At 62.9% G+C, this 21,068-nt stretch carries 20 protein-coding genes; 2 read left to right on the forward strand and 18 right to left on the reverse strand.

The window, feature by feature from the left end; translation table 11 throughout:
* Positions 1 to 5: 5 nt before the first annotated feature.
* On the reverse strand, positions 6 to 989 hold the full coding sequence (locus tag ACO550_RS24795; protein ID WP_315596546.1) for a tripartite tricarboxylate transporter substrate-binding protein: 984 nt from the start codon (positions 987 to 989) through the stop codon (positions 6 to 8).
* Positions 990 to 1,104: 115 nt separating this feature from the next.
* The gene (locus ACO550_RS24800; RefSeq protein WP_315596550.1) at positions 1,105 to 2,103 is read right to left on the reverse strand and encodes an alpha/beta hydrolase fold domain-containing protein; all 999 of its coding nucleotides are present in this window, start codon (positions 2,101 to 2,103) and stop codon (positions 1,105 to 1,107) included.
* Between the two features lie 282 nt (positions 2,104 to 2,385).
* Between ACO550_RS24800 and ACO550_RS24805 the strand changes: the two genes are divergently transcribed.
* Positions 2,386 to 2,907 carry an O-acetyl-ADP-ribose deacetylase gene (locus ACO550_RS24805; protein ID WP_315596545.1) on the forward strand — a complete coding sequence of 174 codons (522 nt, stop codon included), beginning with the start codon at positions 2,386 to 2,388 and terminating at the stop codon, positions 2,905 to 2,907.
* A gap of 69 nt (positions 2,908 to 2,976) precedes the next feature.
* Here ACO550_RS24805 and ACO550_RS24810 read toward each other — a convergent pair whose 3' ends face one another.
* The 11 genes from ACO550_RS24810 to ACO550_RS24860 form a co-directional block, all read right to left on the reverse strand.
* A complete protein-coding gene (locus ACO550_RS24810) occupies positions 2,977 to 3,897 on the reverse strand; it encodes an alpha/beta fold hydrolase (protein ID WP_315596544.1) in 921 nt (306 codons plus the stop codon).
* Between the two features lie 66 nt (positions 3,898 to 3,963).
* Positions 3,964 to 4,866: an SDR family NAD(P)-dependent oxidoreductase gene (locus ACO550_RS24815; protein ID WP_315596543.1), complete on the reverse strand. Its 903-nt coding sequence runs from the start codon at positions 4,864 to 4,866 to the stop codon at positions 3,964 to 3,966.
* A 76-nt stretch (positions 4,867 to 4,942) separates the two neighbouring features.
* Positions 4,943 to 5,875, reverse strand: coding sequence for a glutathione S-transferase N-terminal domain-containing protein (locus ACO550_RS24820; RefSeq protein ID WP_315596542.1), 933 nt, complete (start codon positions 5,873 to 5,875; stop codon positions 4,943 to 4,945).
* 31 nt (positions 5,876 to 5,906) lie between these two features.
* The gene (locus tag ACO550_RS24825) at positions 5,907 to 6,749 is read right to left on the reverse strand and encodes a class II aldolase/adducin family protein (protein ID WP_315596541.1); all 843 of its coding nucleotides are present in this window, start codon (positions 6,747 to 6,749) and stop codon (positions 5,907 to 5,909) included.
* 65 nt (positions 6,750 to 6,814) lie between these two features.
* Entirely contained in the window at positions 6,815 to 7,828 is a 1,014-nt protein-coding gene (locus ACO550_RS24830) for a zinc-binding dehydrogenase (protein WP_315596540.1), read from the reverse strand.
* Positions 7,829 to 7,883: 55 nt separating this feature from the next.
* Complete coding sequence (locus tag ACO550_RS24835; protein WP_315596539.1) at positions 7,884 to 8,315, reverse strand: hotdog fold thioesterase; 432 nt, start codon at positions 8,313 to 8,315, stop codon at positions 7,884 to 7,886.
* A 54-nt stretch (positions 8,316 to 8,369) separates the two neighbouring features.
* Complete coding sequence (locus ACO550_RS24840; protein ID WP_315596538.1) at positions 8,370 to 9,152, reverse strand: SDR family oxidoreductase; 783 nt, start codon at positions 9,150 to 9,152, stop codon at positions 8,370 to 8,372.
* A 34-nt stretch (positions 9,153 to 9,186) separates the two neighbouring features.
* On the reverse strand, positions 9,187 to 11,046 hold the full coding sequence (locus tag ACO550_RS24845; protein WP_315596537.1) for an acyl-CoA dehydrogenase C-terminal domain-containing protein: 1,860 nt from the start codon (positions 11,044 to 11,046) through the stop codon (positions 9,187 to 9,189).
* A gap of 217 nt (positions 11,047 to 11,263) precedes the next feature.
* On the reverse strand, positions 11,264 to 12,442 hold the full coding sequence (locus ACO550_RS24850) for an acetyl-CoA C-acyltransferase (RefSeq protein ID WP_315596536.1): 1,179 nt from the start codon (positions 12,440 to 12,442) through the stop codon (positions 11,264 to 11,266).
* Between the two features lie 70 nt (positions 12,443 to 12,512).
* Positions 12,513 to 13,178, reverse strand: coding sequence for a bifunctional nicotinamidase/pyrazinamidase (gene pncA, locus ACO550_RS24855; protein ID WP_315596535.1), 666 nt, complete (start codon positions 13,176 to 13,178; stop codon positions 12,513 to 12,515).
* Between the two features lie 47 nt (positions 13,179 to 13,225).
* Positions 13,226 to 15,307, reverse strand: a complete 2,082-nt coding sequence (locus ACO550_RS24860; protein ID WP_315596534.1) for a 3-hydroxyacyl-CoA dehydrogenase NAD-binding domain-containing protein — start codon at positions 15,305 to 15,307, stop codon at positions 13,226 to 13,228.
* Positions 15,308 to 15,839: 532 nt separating this feature from the next.
* Here ACO550_RS24860 and ACO550_RS24865 point away from each other — a divergent pair.
* Positions 15,840 to 17,348 carry an amino acid permease gene (locus ACO550_RS24865; protein WP_485994991.1) on the forward strand — a complete coding sequence of 503 codons (1,509 nt, stop codon included), beginning with the start codon at positions 15,840 to 15,842 and terminating at the stop codon, positions 17,346 to 17,348.
* Between the two features lie 41 nt (positions 17,349 to 17,389).
* Here ACO550_RS24865 and ACO550_RS24870 read toward each other — a convergent pair whose 3' ends face one another.
* The 5 genes from ACO550_RS24870 to ACO550_RS24890 form a co-directional block, all read right to left on the reverse strand.
* Positions 17,390 to 17,533 (reverse strand): hypothetical protein, encoded by a 144-nt coding sequence (locus ACO550_RS24870; RefSeq protein WP_315596533.1) that lies wholly within the window; start codon positions 17,531 to 17,533, stop codon positions 17,390 to 17,392.
* A 49-nt stretch (positions 17,534 to 17,582) separates the two neighbouring features.
* Positions 17,583 to 18,041: a hypothetical protein gene (locus ACO550_RS24875; protein WP_315596532.1), complete on the reverse strand. Its 459-nt coding sequence runs from the start codon at positions 18,039 to 18,041 to the stop codon at positions 17,583 to 17,585.
* A gap of 230 nt (positions 18,042 to 18,271) precedes the next feature.
* Positions 18,272 to 18,985: an ATP-binding cassette domain-containing protein gene (locus ACO550_RS24880; RefSeq protein ID WP_315596531.1), complete on the reverse strand. Its 714-nt coding sequence runs from the start codon at positions 18,983 to 18,985 to the stop codon at positions 18,272 to 18,274.
* Entirely contained in the window at positions 18,982 to 19,758 is a 777-nt protein-coding gene (locus ACO550_RS24885; RefSeq protein ID WP_315596530.1) for an ABC transporter ATP-binding protein, read from the reverse strand. The genes ACO550_RS24880 and ACO550_RS24885 overlap by 4 nt, the downstream gene beginning before the upstream one ends.
* A complete protein-coding gene (locus ACO550_RS24890; protein WP_315596529.1) occupies positions 19,755 to 21,068 on the reverse strand; it encodes a branched-chain amino acid ABC transporter permease in 1,314 nt (437 codons plus the stop codon). Before ACO550_RS24890 ends, ACO550_RS24885 begins: the two co-directional genes overlap by 4 nt.

Here is a 21,068-nt window from a genome sequence, read left to right on the forward strand (position 1 = left end):
GCGTCTTACTGGGGCTTGCCCAGGCCAAGCTTCTCGATGATCGCGCGTTCGCGCTTGACCGTATCCGCTGCAAAGGCCGTGTACTGGCTGCTGCTCATGTAGTACGGCTCCATGTCGAACTTGGCCAGCGACTCGCGATAATTCGGCATTTCCATGGCCTGCTTGAACGCGTCATGCAGCTTCTTGACGATTGCCGGATCGGTGCCCTTCGGGGCCACCAGGCCAAACGGCGAAGTCTGCACGATGCCCATACCCAGTTCCTTGAGCGTCGGCACGTTCGGGAAGCGCGGCGAACGCTTCTCGCCCCACGTGGACAACAACCGCAGCTTGCCCGATTCCACATACTGCGCCCAGGCCGGCGTGTCGGCCACCGACATCACGTGACCGCCGAGCAGCGCCTGCATCGATTCCGAATTGCCCTTGTATGGAATATGCGAGAACTGCACGCCCTGGCGCATCGCAAGGTCTTCCATGGTCAGGTGCAAGGTGGTCATCGAGCCCGGCGAACCGTAGGTCAGCTTGCCCGGGTTGGCCTTGGCATAGGCGATGTACTCCTGCATCGTCTTGATCGGCGAATCGGCCGGTACCACCAGGCCGAACGAATAGCCGGCCAGGTTGATCACATAGCTCAGGTCCTTGACCGGATCCCAGTTGATCTTGGTGGTGTACGGCAGGCGGTACACGGGCATGGCCACCTGGGCCAGCGTGTAGCCGTCCGGCGCGGTGGCCTGCATCATCTGGGCAGGCAGCACGCCGCCGGCACCGGGCTTGTTCTCGACGATCACGGGCTGGCCCAGGATCTTCGAGGCGTTGTCCGCGAGCACGCGGAACGGAATGTCGGTGGAACCGCCCGCGGTGTAGCCGATCACGAGCCGGATCGGGCGGTTCGGGAACTTGTCCGCCTGCGCGTGTGCCGGCATGGCGGCCATTCCAACTGCGGCCGATGCGGCAATCATGCCCATATGGGCCATAAAGTGGCGGCGTTGCATAAGTCTTTGTCTCCTTCTGCTGCAAAAATGCACTGTTGCGACTTCGATCAAACCACAAATCAGTAGCTGGCCCGCTCCATCTGCTTTTTATGGGAGTCAGGCCGAAATCCGGACGCTATCGGTCAAAAGCCCCCTGCAATGCGGCAATTGCATCGGCATGGGCACCGGCAACGGCACCAATAAAACGTCCGAGCTTGAAAAAATCGTGAATCATGGTCGGGTAGTCGGCCAGCGTTGCATTGACGCCGGCCGCTTCGAGTTTTGCCGCATACGCGACCCCTTCGTCATGCAAGGGATCGTAGCCCGCCACCGCGATCCACGCCGGACACACGCCCTCGACCTCAGCCCCCTGCCCGCCACCGTCGAGTGGCGCAAAACGCCAGTCATCGCGGCTGGCGTCCTGGTCCAGGTACTGCGCAAAGAACCACTGGATCATCTCCGCGGTCAGCAAGTAGCCTTCGGCCAGCGCGCGATGCGAGGCGGTTTCCTGGCGCGCGCTGGTGCCGGGATAGATCAGCAGTTGCAGCACCGGCGCCAGGCCAGTGTTGCGCGCCTGGATTGCGCAGGCGGCCGCCAGCGTGCCACCGGCACTGTCGCCACCGACCGCAATGCGTTCGGGATCGGCGCCAAGCCGGGCGGCCTCGTCAAATACCCACTGCAGCACGTCGAATGCATCGTTGGCCGCTGTCGGGAATTTCCATTCGGGACCGAGCCGGTAGTCAACCGACAGCACCAGGCATTGCGCGCCATTGCAGAACACACGGCACAGCGAGTCATGCGAATTGATGCTGCCGACGGTAAAGCCACCCCCATGGAAATAGACCAGCAGCGGCAATGGATCCGCCCAACTGGCCTCGCGCGGCGCATAGAGCCGTACCGGGATATCGAACCCGTCGCGCGCCGGGACTGTCAGATCCTCGACGCCGTGTACCGGCGCCGGTGACAGGTCAAGGATCGGCGCGCTTTTCTCATAGCCGATCTTGGCATCCGCCGGTTCCATCGTATGGATCGACGGCCGTTTGGCCCTCGCAATCAGTTCAAGCAACTGCGCGACCTGCGGGTCGAGCGGCTGGGCAGGCAAGCCGGGAACGGATGGTGACGGTTGAGCGGACATATTGACGATGGTAGCCAGACAATCGGACATATTAGACCGATAGCCAGCCAGGTCCTGACAAGACCACAAGATTCGAATAGTCGAATAGTGAACGGTCGTTCGATTTTCGTATCATGCCAGCGTTTCCGGCATGCAGCATTACGAAATAACCCTCAGGACGCCTCTTGCTACACCTTTTGCGCGATCACCGGCCATGCTGCGAACTGCACGTTCGCCGCCTATGCTTGGTAGGAATGCAGCGCATGACGCAGGATCAGCAGGCCCGATCAAACAGGAGACACCATGACTGGCGAACACTTGCAGGTTGTGCACGGGGACATTACGCGGATGGCAGTCGACGCCATCGTCAACGCAGCCAATAGCGGACTGCTGGGCGGCGGCGGCGTGGACGGGGCAATTCATGGCGCGGGCGGTCCCGCAATCAGGACCGCGTGCCGCGCGATCCACGATGCGCAAGGCGGCTGCCCCACCGGCGAAGCGGTAATCACGACTGGCGGCCTGTTGGCGGCCCCCTATGTCATACACGCGGTCGGACCGGTCTGGCACGGTGGCTCAAAGAATGAGGATGCGCTACTGGCCAGCGCCTATCGCAACAGTATCCGGCTGGCGGGGGAGCACAAACTGCGCACGGTGGCATTCCCGAATATCAGTACCGGTGTCTACGGCTTTCCGCGTGAACGGGCGGTCGACATCGCCATTGCCGCCGTACGCGAGGCACTGGCCAAGGCGCCGTCCATCGAGCAGGTCACGTTCGTGTGCTTCGACGATGAGAATTTCAAGCTATATCGCCAGCGGCTGAGCTGAAGGACGGCCGCCGGCTGGCCGCTGGTTGGCCGGTGACAAAGAAATGGCGCCTTGCGGCGCCATTTCTTTTCAGGGCAGCACACTGTGGATCAACAGGTTGATCCGCTCCGGCTGCTCGTGGATGACCCAGTGCGTACCTTCGGGAATCCGCTCCAGCCGCAGGTCCGGCACGAACTCGTCCAGTCCACTGACCAGCGACTTCGGCAACGCCCGGTCATTCTCGCCCCAGATCACCAGCGTAGGCACCCGGATCACGAACATTGCCGGGTCAAGCCGCGAGATGTCCGGCGCAGTCTCGCCCGAGGCCGGCGGGTGCATTGGTGTGGCGCGGTAGTAATTCAAGCCACCGGTCAGCGGGTGCGACCCATCATCGCCGGGCTCCGACCACGCCGCGTGATACTTGGCGCGGGTCTCGCCGGCGAACCAGGCCGGCAGGGCTCCGGCTTCGCCAGTCAGCATTTTCTCCAGCAACGCAAAATCATTCGCCGCCAGCGCCTGTTCCGCACCGGGCTTGCGCAGCCAGTTCATATATGCCGACGCCTGCTGCTGCACCGGGTCCGCCGACAGCGCGCGCGCGAACAGATAGGGATGCGGCGAATTGATAATGACGAAGCGCTCAATCAGGTCGGGATACTGCGCGGCAAGGTTCCAGCACACCGCCCCACCCCAATCGTGCGCCACGATCGTGCAGCGCTCGTAGCCAAGCACTCGAATGAATTGCACGAGGTCCTCGACCAGGTGCTTGGGCCTGTACGCCTCGGCCTCTTTCGGCTTGCTCGACAGGTTGAAGCCACGCAGGTCCGGCGCCACCGCAAAGTGGGTATGGCCGAATTCGGCAAGCTGGCGTTCCCACGCGTACCAGAACTCCGGAAAGCCGTGCACAAACAGGATCAACGGCTTGCCCGGCTCGCCCGCACTGCCGTAATGCAGCCGCGTGCCGTTGGGCAGGTTGGCGAACTGCAGGTGGTGAATCACGGCGGGTGTGGTCATCAAGGTCTCCCTGGCCATTTCTGCCATCACTGGTCTCCTGGTCGACGATGCAAGAAAGTGGCCAGGTCAACCGCGCAGTGCGGCAACCAGGCTGGCGCGGACTTCGGGCTTCTCGGCAAACGGATCGCCAGGATTGCGTTGCGCGAGAATATCCTCCATGCGATGCTGCACCGGCACCAGTGCCTGCGGGTGGGAATAAATATAGAAGCTTTCGTCCCGGATGGCATCGAACGTCAGTTGCGCCACGTCGGCGGCCGTGACCTTGCCCGAATTCACTGCCTTGTCCGACAATGCCTGTGACACCATCTGCGAACGTGTGGGCGGTGCATCATTGGTCAGGCCAGCCGGCCTGTTGCGCTGCGACTGGCTGATACCGGTTGGCACGAAGTAGGGGCACAGTACCGAGCACCGCACCTGTTCGGTGACCAGGCTCAGGTCCTGGTACAGCGTCTCGGACAGCGCCACCACCGCGTGCTTCGACACGTTGTAGACACCCATGGCCGGCGGATTCAGCAGGCCGGCCATCGATGCCGTATTGACGATATGGCCCTGGAACGACGGGTCCTTCCGCGCAGCCTCAAGCATTAGCGGCGTGAAGATCCGCACGCCGTGCACCACGCCATACAGGTTGACGCCCAGCACCCAGTCCCAGTCTTTCTCGGTGTTCTCCCAGAGCAGTCCACCGGCACCCACGCCCGCGTTGTTGAACACGAGATTGACCTCGCCGAAGGCGGTCATCGCGGCATCGGCCAATGCCTGGACCTGCTCGGCCTTCGATACATCGGTGCGCAGGCCGATGACCTGGGTGCCCTGCGCCTTGAATTCCGCGACCGTGGTGTCGAGCACGTCTTCCTGGACGTCGGCCAATACAAGCTTCATGCCAAGCTGGGCACCGATGCGCGCGAATTCCTTGCCGAATCCCGATGCGCCACCGGTAATGACTGCCACCTTGCCTTCGAACTGCTTCATGGTTGTCTCCTCGGTTGTATGTTTTTGCTTTTTGGCTCCCCTCTCCCACTACATGGGAGAGGGGAGAAAATCCAAACTACGCTGCCTGCACGTGGTAGTTCTGCCTTGGAAAATGCACGTTGACCGCGCCGGCACGCGAATCCTGCCGGCGGATCGTGACCACGTGCTCGGTCAGCGTCAGCAGCACGCCGGCCACAGGGTCTTTTGCGTAGTCGGTCGGCGTCACGGTTACCGCATCGCCGGCCGCAAAGCCACCGCCGGGCAGGATCGTCGGATCATGCGGCAGCGGGTCGTTGTTGTAGGCATCGGCAATCGCCGACTCCGATGGAATGACACGCAGCTTGCCGTGCCCGTAGGCCTGCATCCGCGCGAACCAGCTCTTGACCAGCGGATAGCCATCGAGCAGCGCAGCAAGTGGCGCGGCCCGGCGGATAAACCAGATGCAATGGAAAAGCGAGAAATCGGCGACCGACAGTTCGGGCCCCGCCACATGCTGGACGCCCGCGGCAAACTGTTGCTGCAGCCGCTCGAAGGTTTCATGCAGTGTTGCCGCGGCTTCGGGCAACGGCATGCGCAGCGCATTGGTATCGCCACGCATGGCCTTGCGGTCTGCCATGAACGCCTGGATCTGGCCCGGCGACAGATGTGCCAGCATGGTCTGTACGCCGGCCGGCTGCATCGTATACGTGACCGTTGCCGTAAACAACGCGCTGTCGATCCACGCGGCCATCAGCCGGGCCTGCGCCGACTGCATGGCCGGGTACAGCGGCGGATTTGGCGCCAGCCGATCGAGAACGTCGCAGATCAGTGCCGTATCGCAGTAGATATCGGCACCAATCTGCATCACCGGCGTACGCCGATAGCCGCCGGTCAGCGCCGTGACATCGGGCTTGGGCATGATCGGCGGAATTTCCACCGCGCACCAGGACAGGCCCTTGGCGCCCAGCACAAGCCGTACTTTCTCTGAAAACGGTGAGGTTGCGTATTGATGAAGGATGATGTCGGGCATGCTTGCCTCTCAGAAAAGGATCAACCCTTCCTTAATCGAGCAGATCCGGCTGTTCTTTAACGATTCGTGCATAAAGCGGCTGGAACTGGAACCAGCCAGCCTGCGCGGTGCCCACGATTGAATAGGCCTGCCGCGCGGCCGCGTCGCCGATGGTTTTCGGCGCCTGGCCGGTACGCGCAGCCGCCGATTCCGCCAGGATCTGCACCTGGCAAGAACGCTCCATCGTGATGAACCACCATGCGGCCTCGTCCACGGTCTTGCCGACGGTCAGCAAGCCATGGTTCTGCAGGATCGCGGCCTTGTTGGCACCCAGCGCATCGGCAATGCGCTGCCCTTCGTCGAGTTCCACCACCACGCCGCCAAAGTCGTCATAGAGTGCATGGTCGTCGTAGAACGCGCAGACATCCTGCGTCAGTGGGTCCAGCTTGCGGCCCAGCGTGGACCATGCGCGACCGTACGTGCTGTGCGAATGGGCCGCGGCCACGGCATCGCCACGGGTCTGGTGGACCCGCGAATGGATCGCAAACGCGGCCGCGTTAACCGGATAATCGCCCTCCACCACATTGCCATGATGGTCGCAACGGATCAGGTTCGACGTCTTGACCTGGCTGAAATGGACGCCAAACGGATTGACCCAGAATGTGTCGGTGAACTCGGGGTCGCGGGCCGTGATATGGCCGGCCACGCCCTCGTCGAAACCGAACTTGGAGAACAGCCGGAACGCCGCCGCCAGCCGCTGCTTGCGATGCAGCCGCTCCTGTGCCGGCGTATCGAACTTCGGCGGACGCGGCAAATTGCGGTAGCGGGCCTTGACCTCTTCGGACAGGCCAGCAGCCATGTCATCGTTGTCCGCCGGGGATTGAGGTGCGTTCATGACTGTCTCCTGTTCTCTTCTTTCTTCTTTTGTGGGGATGGGGGGCGTGGGGCCCCCGTCGGTCGTTACACGAGTTTCACGAGCTGCTTGCCGAAGTTCTTGCCCTTGAGCAGGCCCATGAATGCTTCGGGCGCACCGGCCAGGCCTTCGGCCACGCTCTCGCGGAACTTGAGCTTGCCCTGCGCAACGTAGCCGCCCAGTTCCCTGAGCGCCTGCGGCCAGACGTCCATGTGCTCGGACACGATGAAGCCCTCGATCTTGCAGCGCGATACCAGGATGGCGCGCGGGTTGCGCAGCGGCATGTCCTGGCCGTCATAGCCCGCGATCAGGCCGCATACGGCGATGCGCGCGAACGGATTCAGGCGCGACAGCACCACATCGAGGATATCGCCACCCACGTTCTCGAAGTAGCCGTCGACGCCCTTCGGCGTCACCGCCTTGACCATCGCGTACAGTTCCTTCGCGTCCTTGGCCGCCTTGTAGTCGACGCAAGCGTCGAAGCCCAGTTCATTGGTCACGTAGTCGCACTTGTCCTTGCCGCCGGCCACGCCCACCACGTAGCAGCCTGCCAGCTTGGCCAACTGGCCAACCACGCTCCCCACCGCACCCGATGCCGCGCTGACCACGATGGTCTCGCCGGCCTTGGGCGCAATGATCTTGTTCAGGCCGTACCAGGCCGTCACGCCGGGCATGCCCACCGAGCCGAGGTAGGCCGACAGCGGAATATGGGTGGTGTCGACCTTCTGCATGCCGCTGCCGTCGGTCACGCCGATTTCCTGCCAGCCGAACATGCCGACGACCTTGTCGCCCACATTCCATTTCGGATTCTTGCTGGCGATGACTTCACCCACGGTGCCGCCGATCATCACTTCGTTCAGCGGCTGGGGATCGGCGTACGACTTGCCTTCACCCATGCGTCCGCGCATATACGGGTCCAGCGACAGGAAATGGTTGCGCACCATCACCTGCCCTTCGGCCAGCTCGGGGATAGCCACTTCCTCGAGGCGGAAGTTTTCAGGGGTCACGGCTGCCGTGGGGCGCGAGGCCAGGACGATGCGCTTGTAGGTTTGCTTCGACATATTCGGTTCCTTCGCTCGTTGCAGATAGGACTATGGAATGAGAGGCGCGACGGGATCAGCCGTCCGCGCCCGAATCGGCCGCGCCGGTGTCCCGCTTGGGCGGCATGCGCTTGATGTACTTGAAAGTGCCGGACGCCCGGGAAACGATCTTGCCGTCGGCATCGACGATCTCGCCCTCGCAGAACACCATCGTCGACGTACGATGCACGGTCTGCCCGCGCGCGGTCAGCTTGCCGCGCCCCGGCGCCATGAAGCTGGTCTTCATCTCGATGGTGACCACGCCTCGGCCGTCGCTATCGGATGAGCGGCCCGCAATGGCCATGGCCACGTCGAGCAGCGTCATGATCACGCCGCCGTGCGCCATGTCCCAGCTGTTCTGGTGCCGCTGCTGCAGATCGAGCTCGATCTCGCTGCGGCCGCCTTCCATGTAGTTGCACATCACGCCAAGATCGGCGAGAAAAGGGATTTGGAGTTGACGTTGGGTCATGATTGGGGCGCCTGGAATCTGGTGGCCTGCATTATGCCTATGCCTTCAGCAGGTTCAAACCGCGCTGACGCCTCCGTCAACGGCCAGCACCTGCCCCGTGATGTGCTTGCCGGCGTCGGACGCGAACAGCAGCGCGGCGCCCTTGAGGTCTTCGTCGTCGCCCAGCCGGCGCAACGGCACGCCTTCGCACATCTTGTCCACGCCGAGCCGGTCCAGCGAACCCTTGGTCATCTTCGACGGGAAAAAACCCGGGGCCAGCGCATTGACGGTGATATTGTGCTCGCCCCATTCGGCGGCCAGCGTGCGCGTGAAATTGATCACGGCACCTTTCGACGTGTTGTACGCGATCGTTTCCATCGACCCCGGCGGGTTGCCGGCCAGGCCCGCGATGGACGCCACATTGATGATGCGGCCATGGCGGCGCGGGATCATCGACAGCTTGCCGATCTTCTGCGACAGCAGGAACAGCCCGCGGATATTCAGGTTCATGACCTTGTCCCAGGCCTCGATCGGATGGTCCTCGGCCGGTGCACCCCACGTGGCGCCCGCATTGTTGACGAGGATATCCACGTGTCCGAGCGTGGCCAGCGTTTCATCGGCAAGCCGTGCGATCTCGTCGTCGCGCGATCCATCGGCGGCAATCCACTGCGCCTCGATACCGCGCGCCTTGAGGTGGGCCTGCGCCGATTCCAGTTCGTCGGCCTTGCGCGCCGACAGCACCACGCGGGCGCCCTGCTCGCCCAGCGCCTCGGCGATCTGCAGGCCCAGCCCGCGCGAACCGCCCGTGATCAGCGCGGTGCGACCCTTGAGGTCGAACAGTTGCTGGATGGTATGCATATTGTCTCCGTTATCTTGTATTCGGGCCGACCGGTCAGAACCAGGCGTCCTGCATGTCGAGCGTGGTGCGGTCCAGCGATGCGAGCAGATCGAGCTGCGGATAGATCTTCGGCAATTCAAAGCGGAAGAAGTACGCTGCCGCGGCCAGCTTGCCGCGATAGAAATCGGCATCCTCGCCCTTGGCCGTACCCAGCGCCGCCTGCGCCACCAGCGCCTGCTCCAGCCAGATCCACGCCACCACGACATGGCCGAACGCCTCCAGGTAGACCGAAGCATTGGCCAGCGTCACGTTCGGATCGCCAGCCGACCAGAGCGTGCGGGTGACCTCGGCCAGCCGCGCCGCCGCCGCGCCGAGCGCGCGGGCCTGTTCGGCAAGCACCTTGTCGCCACTGGCAACGGCCTGCGCGCAGGTGGCCTGCACGCGCTTGCCCACGTTCTGGAATGCCGCGCCGTCCTGCATCACGACCTTGCGGCCCAGCAGGTCCAGGCCCTGGATGCCGTGCGTGCCTTCGTGGATCGGATTCAGGCGGTTGTCGCGGTAGAACTGCTCGACGTTGTATTCACGCGTGTAGCCGTAGCCGCCATGTACCTGGATGGCCAGGCTGTTGGCTTCCAGGCACCATTGCGACGGCCAGCTCTTGGCGATCGGCGTCAGGATGTCGAGCAACAGCGACAGCTCACGCTGCCGGTCCGCATCGCCAGCCGCCCTGGCCGCGTGCTCGTCGTCCACCAGCCGCGCGCAGTACAGGTTCAGCGCCAGGCCGCCTTCGACATAGCTCTTCTGTGCCAGCAACATACGGCGCACATCGGCGTGCTCGACCAGCTTGACCTGCGGCGTGGCCGGGTCCTTGCCCTGCGGGCCGACCGGACGCCCTTGCGGACGGTTGCGCGCGTAGTCCAGCGCATGCAGATAGCCGGTATACCCGAGCGCCACCGCGCCGAGGCCCACGCCAATGCGAGCCTCGTTCATCATGTGGAACATGCAGGACAGGCCCTTGTGCGGCTCGCCGACCAGATAGCCAATGGCGCCGGCCTTGCCTTGCGGCCGATACTTCATGCCTTCGCCAAAGTTCAGCAGGCAGTTCGTGGTGCCGCGATAGCCCATCTTGTGATTCAGGCCGGCCAGCACCACGTCATTGTGCTCGCCGCACGAACCATCGTCGTTGACGAGGTATTTCGGCACGATGAACAGCGAGATACCCTTCACGCCCGGAATCAGCTTGCCATCGGGCCCCGGGATCTTGGCCAGTACGAGGTGGACGATATTGTCGGACAGTTCGTGCTCGCCCGCCGAGATCCACATCTTGTTGCCACGCAGCCGATACTGCGCGCCTAGCGGCGATTCGCCTTCGTAGTCGGCGCGCGTGGTGATGTCCGACAGCGACGATCCGGCCTGTGGCTCGGACAGGCACATGGTGCCAAAGAAGCGCCCTTCCAGTTCGGGACGCACGAACGTGTCGATCTGCGCCGGCGTGCCGTGCGTCAGCAGCAGGTTCGAATTGCCGATGGTCAGGAACGGGTAGGAACTCGTGCCGACATTGGCCGCCTTGAAATATGCGAACGCGGCCTTTTCCAGCGTGACGGGCAGTTGCATGCCGCCATATTCGTAGTCCTGGCCCGCGGCCATCAGGCCAGCCTCGCAGAATGCCTTCAGCGCAGCCTTGACCTCCGGAATGATCGTGACGGTCTCGCCATCGAAATGCGGCTCGTGCGCGTCGCTCTTCTTGTTATGCGGCGCGAACAGGTCGGTGGCGATTTTCTCGCAGGTGTCGAGCGCGGCGTCGAACGTCTCGCGCGAATGGTCTGCAAAACGGGGAATCTGGGTCAGTGTCTCGGCATTGAGCCATTCGTACAGTACGAAATTAAGATCACGACGGGAAAGAATCAGCGACATGGAATACGAGGCTCCGGGCTGAAACGAAGGGCAGGCTTGGCCTTCGGTAAGCGATAGGAAAGCTCCCCTCTCCCGCACGCGGGAGAGGGGTTGGGGGAGAGGGTCAGCAGTTCAATTGGCGACAAGTCGCATTGTGAGGCGCCTGCCCTCTCCCCCGGCCCCTCTCCCATTTCATGGGAGAGGGGAGACAACATCAACAGTCAGCAGACGACGCGCCTTACAGCACTTCGAACAGGCCGGCGGCACCCTGGCCGCCGCCGATGCACATCGTCACCACCACGTACTTGACGCCACGGCGCTTGCCTTCGATCAGCGCGTGGCCAACCAGACGCGCGCCCGACACGCCGTACGGGTGGCCCACCGCGATGGCGCCGCCGTTGACGTTCAGACGGTCCATCGGGATGCCGAGCTTGTCGGCGCAGTACAGCACCTGCACGGCAAACGCCTCGTTAAGTTCCCACAGGCCGATGTCATCAACCTTCAGACCGGCCTTCTTCAGCAGCTTCGGCACCGCGAACACCGGACCGATACCCATCTCATCGGGTTCGCAGCCGGCCACGGCAAAGCCGCGGAACACGCCCAGCGGCTGCAGGCCCTTGGCCGCCGCCACGCGTGCATTCATCACCACCGCAGCCGACGCGCCGTCCGAGAACTGCGACGCATTGCCGGCAGTGATCACGCCGCCGGGCATTGCGGTGCGGATCTTCGACACACCTTCCAGCGTGGTGTCGGCGCGAATACCCTCGTCGGCGTCGATCGTGACTTCCTTGGTCATCAGCTGGCCAGTGGCCTTGTCGGCCACGCCGGCGAGCACCGTCATCGCCACGATCTCGTCCTTGAACTTGCCGGCTTCCTGTGCCGCGGCAGCGCGCAACTGGCTCTGCACGCCGTACTCGTCCTGGCGGTCCTTCGAGATGTTGTAGCGCTTGGCCACGTTCTCGGCGGTCTGCAGCATGCTCCAATAGATTTCCGGCTTGTTCTTGGTCAGCCAGCTTTCCTGGATCATGTGGCGGTTGGTCTCTTGCTGCACGCACGAGATCGACTCCACGCCACCGGCCACGAAGATGTCGCCTTCGTCGGCGATCACGCGTTGCGCGGCCATGGCGATGGTCTGCAGGCCCGACGAGCAGAAGCGGTTCACGGTGGCGCCGGGAACGGTCACCGGGCAACCGGCGCGCAGCGCGATCTGGCGTGCGATGTTGGCGCCGGTGGCACCTTCAGGGTTGGCACAGCCCATCAGTACGTCTTCCACTTCGCCCGCTTCGATCTTCGCGCGCGCGATGGCGTGCTGGACGGCGTGGCCGCCGAGCGTCGCGCCATGGGTCATGTTGAAAGCGCCCTTCCAGCTCTTGGCCAGCCCGGTGCGGGCCGTGGATACGATGACTGCCTCGTTCATGTGTTGCTCCTCGGTATCTTGATGTCTCTTGCGAGAATGTATTCGGTATGTTTGGCGTGAACGTCAGGGTTCAGGACTCAGGGAGCCAGGGGTTGTGGATGCCGCCCTCGGCCAGTACCGCGTCGGAGGTCATGCGCCGGACCCCGGCCTCGGCCAGGTCCTGCCATGCCAGCGCGAGCGACCCATCCAGGTCGATCGCGCGGCAGGCATCTTCCACAACCACCGCCTCGAAGCCCGCGGCACGCGCATCGAGCGCGCTCCAGGCCACGCAGTAATCCGTCGCCAGACCCACGCAGACCACGCGCCGGACACCCTGCTCGCGCAGGTAGCCAGCCAGCCCGGTCTTCGTCGTACGGTCTGCCTCCAGGAATGCGCTGTAGCTGTCCACCTCGGCATGGTGACCCTTGCGGATCAGCAACCGGGCGTGGGGCACGTGCAGGTCCGCATGAAGCGCGGCACCTGGTGTGTCCTGCACGCAGTGGTCGGGCCACAGCACCTGCTCGCCGTACGGCAACGTGGTGGTCTGGAACGGCGCGGAGCCGGCATGGCTCGTGGCGAACGACACATGCCCGGCCGGATGCCAGTCCTGCGTCAACACCACGTGCTCGAACGCCTGCGCCAACCGGTTGATCACGGGCACGACTTCGTCGCCATGCGGCACGGCCAGCGCGCCACCAGGCATGAAGTCGTATTGCACGTCGAGCACCAGCAGGCAATCCTGCGCGCCGTAGGCCATGATTCCTCTATCCTTCCGTTACCCTTTGTCAATCACGCCGTGATGTCTTAGCCGTTGAAGCCCTTGCCCTCGTCGGCCAGCTTCTGCAGCAGCGGGGCCACCTTCCACGCTTCGCCGTGGTAACCCTTGGCATAGCGCTTCATGGACTGGGCCACGTTGAACAGGCCAACCTGGTCCGCGTACAGCATCGGGCCGCCGCGGAACAGCGGGAAGCCGTAGCCGGTCAGGTACACCATGTCGATGTCCGACGCCTTCGAGGCAATGCCTTCTTCCAGGATCTTCGCACCTTCGTTGACCAGCGCGAACACCAGGCGTTCGACGATCTCCTCGTCGGAGATCTTGCGGCGCGTGATACCGAGTTCCTTCGAATGCTCGACAATCATGTCGTTGACCTGCTGGTTCGGGTACGGCTTGCGGTCGCCCGCCTTGTAGTCGTACCAGCCGGCACCGGTCTTCTGGCCGAAGCGGCCCAGTTCGCAGAGCTTGTCGGCGGTCTTCGAGTACTGGATGTCCGGCTTGTCCACGGCGCGGCGCTTGCGGATCGCCCAGCCGATGTCGTTGCCAGCCAGGTCGCCCATGCGGAACGGACCCATCGCAAAGCCGAACTTCTCGATAGCGCGGTCCACCTGCTCCGGCAGCGCACCTTCATCCAGCAGATAGCCGGCCTGGCGGCTGTACTGCTCGATCATGCGGTTGCCGATAAAGCCGTCGCAGACGCCCGACACCACAGCCGTCTTCTTGATCTTCTTGCCGATCTGCATGACGGTGGCCAGCACGTCCTTGCCGGTCTTCTCGCCGCGCACCACTTCCAGCAGCTTCATCACATTGGCCGGGCTGAAGAAGTGCATGCCGACCACGTCCTGCGGGCGCTTGGTGAACGACGCAATCTTGTTGACGTCGAGCGTGGAGGTGTTGGAGGCCAGGATCGCGCCGTCCTTCATCACTTCGTCAAGCTTCTTGAAGACCGTTTCCTTGACGCCCATTTCCTCGAACACGGCCTCGATGACCAGGTCCGCATCCTTGATCTCGTCATAGGACATGGTCGGGGTCAGCAGGCCCATGCGCTGTTCGACCTTCTCCTGGGTCAGCTTGCCCTTCTTGGCGCTGTTCTCGTAGTTCTTGCGGATCGTGGCCACGCCACGTTCCAGCGCTTCCTGCTTCATCTCCAGCATGGTCACCGGGATGCCGGCGTTCAGGAAGTTCATCGTGATGCCGCCGCCCATGGTGCCGGCGCCGATCACCGCGACGCGCTCGATCTTGCGGACCGGGGTATCGCTGGACACGTCGGGGATCTTGCTGGCGGCACGCTCGCCGAAGAACGCATGGCGCAGCGCGCGCGATTCCGGGGTACCCACCAGGAACATGAAGCCTTCGCGCTCTTCCTTCAGGCCTTGTTCGAACGGCTTCAGCGATGCTGCCACGGCGTCCACGCACTTCGACGGCGCCGGGAAATTCTTGGCCACGGCGGCCACGGTATTGCGGGCAAAGGCCAGGAAGCCTTCGGCATTTTCGTGACGCACCTTGAGGTCACGCACCTTCGGGTACGGTCCGGGAGCGGCGGCAACGTTCTGGGCGAACTTGACCGCGGCAGGCAGCACGTCGCCGTCGACGATCTCGTCGAACAGCTTCGAGCCGGCAAATTTTTCCGAAGGAATGGCCGTGCCGGACACGATCATGTTCAGCGCATGCTCCAGGCCAACCAGGCGCGGCAGGCGTTGCGTGCCACCGGCGCCGGGCAGCAGGCCCAGCTTGACTTCGGGCAGCGCGATCTGGGCGCCCTTGGCGGCCACGCGGTAGTTACAGCCCAGGGCCAGTTCCAGGCCGCCACCCATGGCGACGGAATGGATGCCGGCCACGACCGGCTTGGTCGACGCTTCCAGCGCACGGATCACCGAATGCAGCGTGGGTTCCTGCGTGGCCTTGGGAGTATTGAATTCACGGATATCGGCGCCGCCCGAGAACGCCTTGCCAGCACCGGTAATGACGACGGCCTTGACGGCAGCATCGTCCAGCGCACGGGTCAAGCCTTCGACGATGCCCAGGCGGGTACTGTGACCGAGCCCGTTGACGGGGGGATTGTCGAGCGTGATGACGGCTACGCCGTCCTGAACCTGATACTGCGCTGTCATACGGTTCCTTTGGTGATTGCGAGCCCTGGTTGTTTTAGCGGCTCATGGGTTGTCTCGGGATTCGAATTCTCGAATTTTGGTACTGCCAGGACTGCGGGTGGATTTGTCGACCGATTCATCGACCAAGCCGATTCATGCCCCGCAATCCCTTGCGCCACAAGCCATGTGGCCTGAAAGCGGAACAAGCATACACAAAATAGCACGGTCGTTCAATTTCATTTTTCAGCCATGGCGGTCGCGTCATGCGCGGCCTTCATGCGAGCTTTTTCCCCCGTTCATGTTGAGCCTGTGCGGGGTTGGATTCCCTAAGTAGGAACCCGTAAACCCACCCGCCGGAAACGTCCGCTTATGCCGCCTGCATCACTTGTCTTAACAATCTGCGATGACACACGTATTTATTTGACGCCGGCCTCCAATCCACTAAAAAAGACACGGTAGACTCGCGCCTTTCGTTTTTCGGGAGGATGCCGGCTCCTTCGGCCCACAAGGCTTATCCATGCAGGCGACCGTCCCAACGATCTCAGCCACCCTGATGTCTACCCAACCGCATCCTCATCAGCACCCCCATCAACACGCCCATCAGCATCCGGTGGTCGAGCACGACGACCTGCACCGCAAGCTCAAGGCGCGCCATCTCACCATGATTGCCCTGGGCGGTGCCATTGGCACCGGCCTGTTCGTCGCCTCGGGCGCATCGATCGCCCAGTCGGGTCCCGGTGGTGCACTGCTGGCCTACTGCCTGATCGGCCTGATGGTCTATTGCCTGATGACCAGCCTCGGCGAGCTGGCCGTGCATATGCCCGTGGCCGGGTCGTTCGTCACCTATAGCGCGCTCTACGTCGAAGAAGGCTTTGGCTTTGCGCTGGGCTGGAACTACTGGTTCAGCCTGGCCGTGACGATCGCCGTGGAACTGACCGCCGCGCAACTGGTGATGCAGTACTGGTTCCCCGGCGTGCCTGGCATGTACTGGAGCGCGGCATTCCTGACCCTGATGTTCGCGCTCAACGCCTTCTCGGTGCGCGGCTTCGGCGAAGCCGAATACTGGTTTGCATTGATCAAGGTCATTACGGTCATCGTGTTCCTCGGCGTCGGCGTGCTGATGATCTTTGGCATCCTCAAGGGTGGCCCGCAATCGGGCTGGCACAACTTCACGATTGGCGAAGCCCCGTTCGTTGGCGGCCTGCCCGGCATGTTCGCGGTGGCGATGATTGCAGGCTTCTCGTTCCAGGGCACCGAGACCGTCGGTGTGGCCGCGGGCGAAGCGACCGAACCTGCTCGCACGATCCCGCGCGCGATTCGCCAGACCTTCTGGCGCATCCTGCTGTTCTACGTCGTGGCCATCCTGATCATCGGCGTGCTGATCCCCTATACCGATCCGAGCCTGCTGCGCAATGACGTGACCGACGTTGGCGTGAGTCCGTTCGCGCTGGTGTTCCGCCACGCCGGCCTGGCGTTCGCCGCGGGCCTTATGAACGCCGTGGTGCTGACCGCGCTGCTGTCGGCCGGCACGTCGAGCATGTATGTATCGACGCGTATCCTCTACGGCCTGGCCGTGAGCGGACGCGCGCCAAGGGCGCTCGGCAAGCTGACGCGCAACGGCGTACCGTTCAACGCGCTGCTCGTCACCACGGCAATCGGCGCCCTCTGCTTCTTCAGTTCGCTATTCGGCGACAAGGCGGTCTACCTCTGGCTGCTGAACACCTCGGCCATGACGGGCTTCTTTGCCTGGTTCGGCATCGCCATCAGCCACTACCGCTTCCGCAAGGGGCTGATCGCGCAGGGCTACAAGGTCACCGACCTGGCTTACCGCTCGCCGCTCTACCCGTTCGGCCCGATCTTCGCCGGCGTGCTTTGCCTGGTGATCGTGGCCGGGCAGAACTACCAGGCCTTTACCGACATTCCGGGCCGCTGGCATGAAATCGTGGCCACCTATATCGGTGTGCCGGTATTCCTGGCACTGTGGCTTGGCTACCGGATCGTGCGCAAGACACGGATCATTGCCTATGAGGATATGCCATTTGATCTGGTAAAGAAGGGGTGACTGCCCCGCTGCCCCCGCTGCTGGCAGTCTCCGCATCCGCATTAGCCCAACTTTCCCGTGATGCCGCCATAGGTTAGCCAGACGGCCACTATGGCTGCGCAGATTCCAATCCCGAACACTATGCGCTCCATGACCCTCTCAACCAGGTCAAGGTTGTTGACGAAGGCGACAGCAAGTTTCTTCATGTTGATCCCTGTTGATTCCTGTGAGTGATGGGAATTTCCAGCAAACGATTCAGGTTGCCGCGATCGGGCGCACCAGCCAAACGTACCCAACGAAATGGAGACCGCCACTTGCTAGCGACACAACGGTCGATACAAGTGGAATACGGGTCGTGGGCCCACGTCGTGATTGCCTCTGCGCGGTGTACCAATACGCATTCGTGGTGGCAATCGTGACGAGTACGGACGCAGCCACGATCAATATGACGTGCAAGGCCAACATCACCCACATGCCTTGCAGGTATGCTCCCGGCACGTCAAGCGCCGATGCCAGCATGTAGCAGCCGCCTGCGCTCATCGGAATGACCGCCCATAGCAATTGTCCATCCTTGACCGCTAGTCGGAAAATGCTCTCGCGACAGGAACAAACGGGATGCGAGAGTAGCACCAATGGCAGCAGCGCGAACGGCGCGAACAAAGGTATCGCGACGTTGAAGACAAACCAGCCGAAAAGTTCGATGACATCGTGCATGGCGCGTTGACATGGGTTGCATCGATATACCGCGCTCAGCACAACGCTGAGGCACTTCGACAATGCAACCGATGCTAGGCCCGGTGGCGGCAGGCGCCAAGTGTCAATGTGTTAAATCTGCAGGACGCGGCAGGAGTCGTCGCGCAATGGCAACCGACTCCTGCGAAAGTGTGAAAGTTTCCGGCGCAAGGGCCGGAAATCGAGCGCGAGCGCGAGCGCGTGACTGGCGGTCAGACCTCCAGCCACTCCTTGCGGATCTGCACATTGGCCTTGAGATCCGTCGGCGATCCCTCGAACACGATATGCCCATGCCCCATCACGTAGACCCGCTGCGAGATATCGAGCGCGATGGCCAGCTTCTGCTCGATCAGCAGCACGGACACGCCGCGCTCCTTGAGCGTCTTCAGGAAATCTCCGACCAGCGTCACGATCATCGGCGCCAGTCCCTCGGTGGGTTCGTCGATCAGGATCAGGTCGGGGTCGCCCATCAGCGTGCGGCATAGCGTCAGCATCTGCTGCTCGCCACCCGACAGCACGCCCGCGGATGTATTCTCGCGTTCCTTGAGGCGCGGGAACATGCGATACATGTCCTCCACGCTCCAGCGCGGCTTCTGCTGGCGCGGGTTGCGCTTTTCGCCGAGCAACAGGTTCTGGCGTACGGTCAGCGTCGGGAAGATGTCGCGGTTCTCGGGGACGTAGCCGATCCCGGCATGGGCAATCTCGAACGTGCGGCGTCCCAGGATTTCCTCTCCGCGGAACTTCACCGAACCTTCGGCCTTGACCATGCCCAGGATGGCCTTGGCCATGGTCGAGCGTCCCACGCCATTGCGGCCCAGCAGCGCCACGATCTCGCCCTCGTCGATATGGGCATCCACGCCATGCAGGATATGGCTCTTGCCATAGTAGGCATGCAGGCCGGCGACTTCCAGCATGGGCTTGCTCATCCGTGCGCTCCTTCCAGCTCGGGCTCGTCGAGCGTGGTGCCCAGGTAGGCCTCCTTGACGCGGCGGTTGTTGCGAATCGCCTCGGGGGTGTCGGTGGCGATCACCTCACCATAGACCAGCACCGAGATACGGTCGGCCAGGCCAAATACCACGCTCATGTCGTGCTCCACCATCACCAGCGTCTTGCCCACCGTGACCTTGCGGATCAGCTCTACCGCATGGTCCGATTCCGAGCGGCTCATGCCGGCGGTAGGCTCGTCCAGCAGGATCACCTCGGCACCTCCGGCAATCGTGATGCCGATTTCCAGCGCGCGCTGCTCGGCATAGGTCAACAGGCCCGCCTGCGTATTGCGCCGATGCTGCATGCCGATCAGTTCCAGCACTTCGTCGGCGCGCTCCTTTGCATCGCGCAACCCTGCCAGCCGGTGCCAGAACGAGTACTTGTACCCCAGCGACCAGAGCACGGCACAACGCAGGTTCTCGAACACCGATAGCCGATGAAAGATATTGGTGATCTGGAAGCTGCGCGACAGACCCAGCCGGTTGATCTCGAAGGGCTGCAAGCCTGCAATGCTTTGCCCATTGAGCTTCACCGTGCCCGATGTCGGTGAAAAGCGGCCCGAGATCAGGTTGAAAGTGGTCGACTTGCCCGCGCCATTGGGGCCGATCAGCGCGTGACGCTCGCCCTTGCCAATCGAAAGCGTCACACCGCGAATGATCTCGGTCTGCCCGAACCGTTTGCGGACATCCGAAAGTTCCAGTGCGGCCGTCATGCCAGTCCTCCCGCTTCCGCCTGGATCGCGTCCAGTTCCGCACGGACCTTGCCGCCAGCCCAGCGCCACGCGGCATAGCCCAGCGCCCACAAGACTGCCGCCACGACCCACGGCGGCAGCGTGCCGGCGTCGAAGCCGATGCCCAGCAGCGTCATGCCGGTGCCATTGGCGCTATCGACCTGTACCTTGTAGACCATCTCGACCGTCAGGATCATCGCGGCCAGCAGTACCAGGCCCGCCATGCCGGCCTGTGCGTACGACGGCAGCATGCGCCCCAGCTTCTTCTTTGCTACCAGCGGCAGTTGCATCAGCAACAGGCTGGCAATACCGCCCGGCACGAACATCACCATCATCACGAAGAACAGTCCCAGGTAGAGCAGCCACGCCTTGGTGAGATCGGACAGTGCCACTGCGAACAGCGTAAAGACGATCGCACCGATCACGGGCCCGAAGAACACGCCCGCGCCACCGATGAACGCCGCCAGCAGTACGCCGCCCGAACGCACCGCGCTGACGTTTTCCGCCGAGACGATCTCGAAGTTGATGGCCGACAGCGCGCCCGCGATACCGGCAAAGAACGCCGAGAGGATCAGCACCAGATAGCGCACGCGCTGCGTGTTGTAGCCGATGAATTCCACGCGTTCGGGGTTGTCGCGCACGGCGTTGGCAATGCGGCCCAGCGGCGTCTGCGTCCACGCATACATGGCCACCATCGACAGGAAGCACCAGATCGCGATCAGGTAGTAGACCTGCCGGCCGGGACCGAACGTGATGCCAAGGAACGGGTCACCCACCACGCGGTTGGTCGAGATGCCACCCTCGCCGCCGAAGAAATCAGGGAACATCAGCGAGCTTGCGAAGACCATCTCGCCGATGCCCATCGTGATCATCGCGAACGTGGTTCCCGACTTCTTCGTGGTCACATAGCCGAACAGCACGCCAAAGAACGCCCCCGCCAGCCCGCCCACCAGCGGCAGCATCGACACCGGCAGCCACACCTTGCCCGCCCCGACCATGTTCAGCACGTGCACGGCGATAAAGGCGCCCAGGCCCGCATATACGGCATGCCCGAACGACAACATGCCGGTCTGGCCCAGCAGCATGTTGTAGGACAGCGCGAAAATGATCATGATGCCCATCTGCGACATCAGCGTGACCGCAAAGCCGCCGGTAAAGATCATCGGCATCACCAGCATCAGCAATGCCGTGGTGCTCCAGATGATCCACCGCGCCAGGTTCAGCGGGCTGTAGCGCAGCGTTCGGCCCGTCACGACCGGTCCCGAGCTTTGTTGCATCGTCGTCGACTCCAT

This window comes from Cupriavidus sp., from assembly GCF_057315035.1.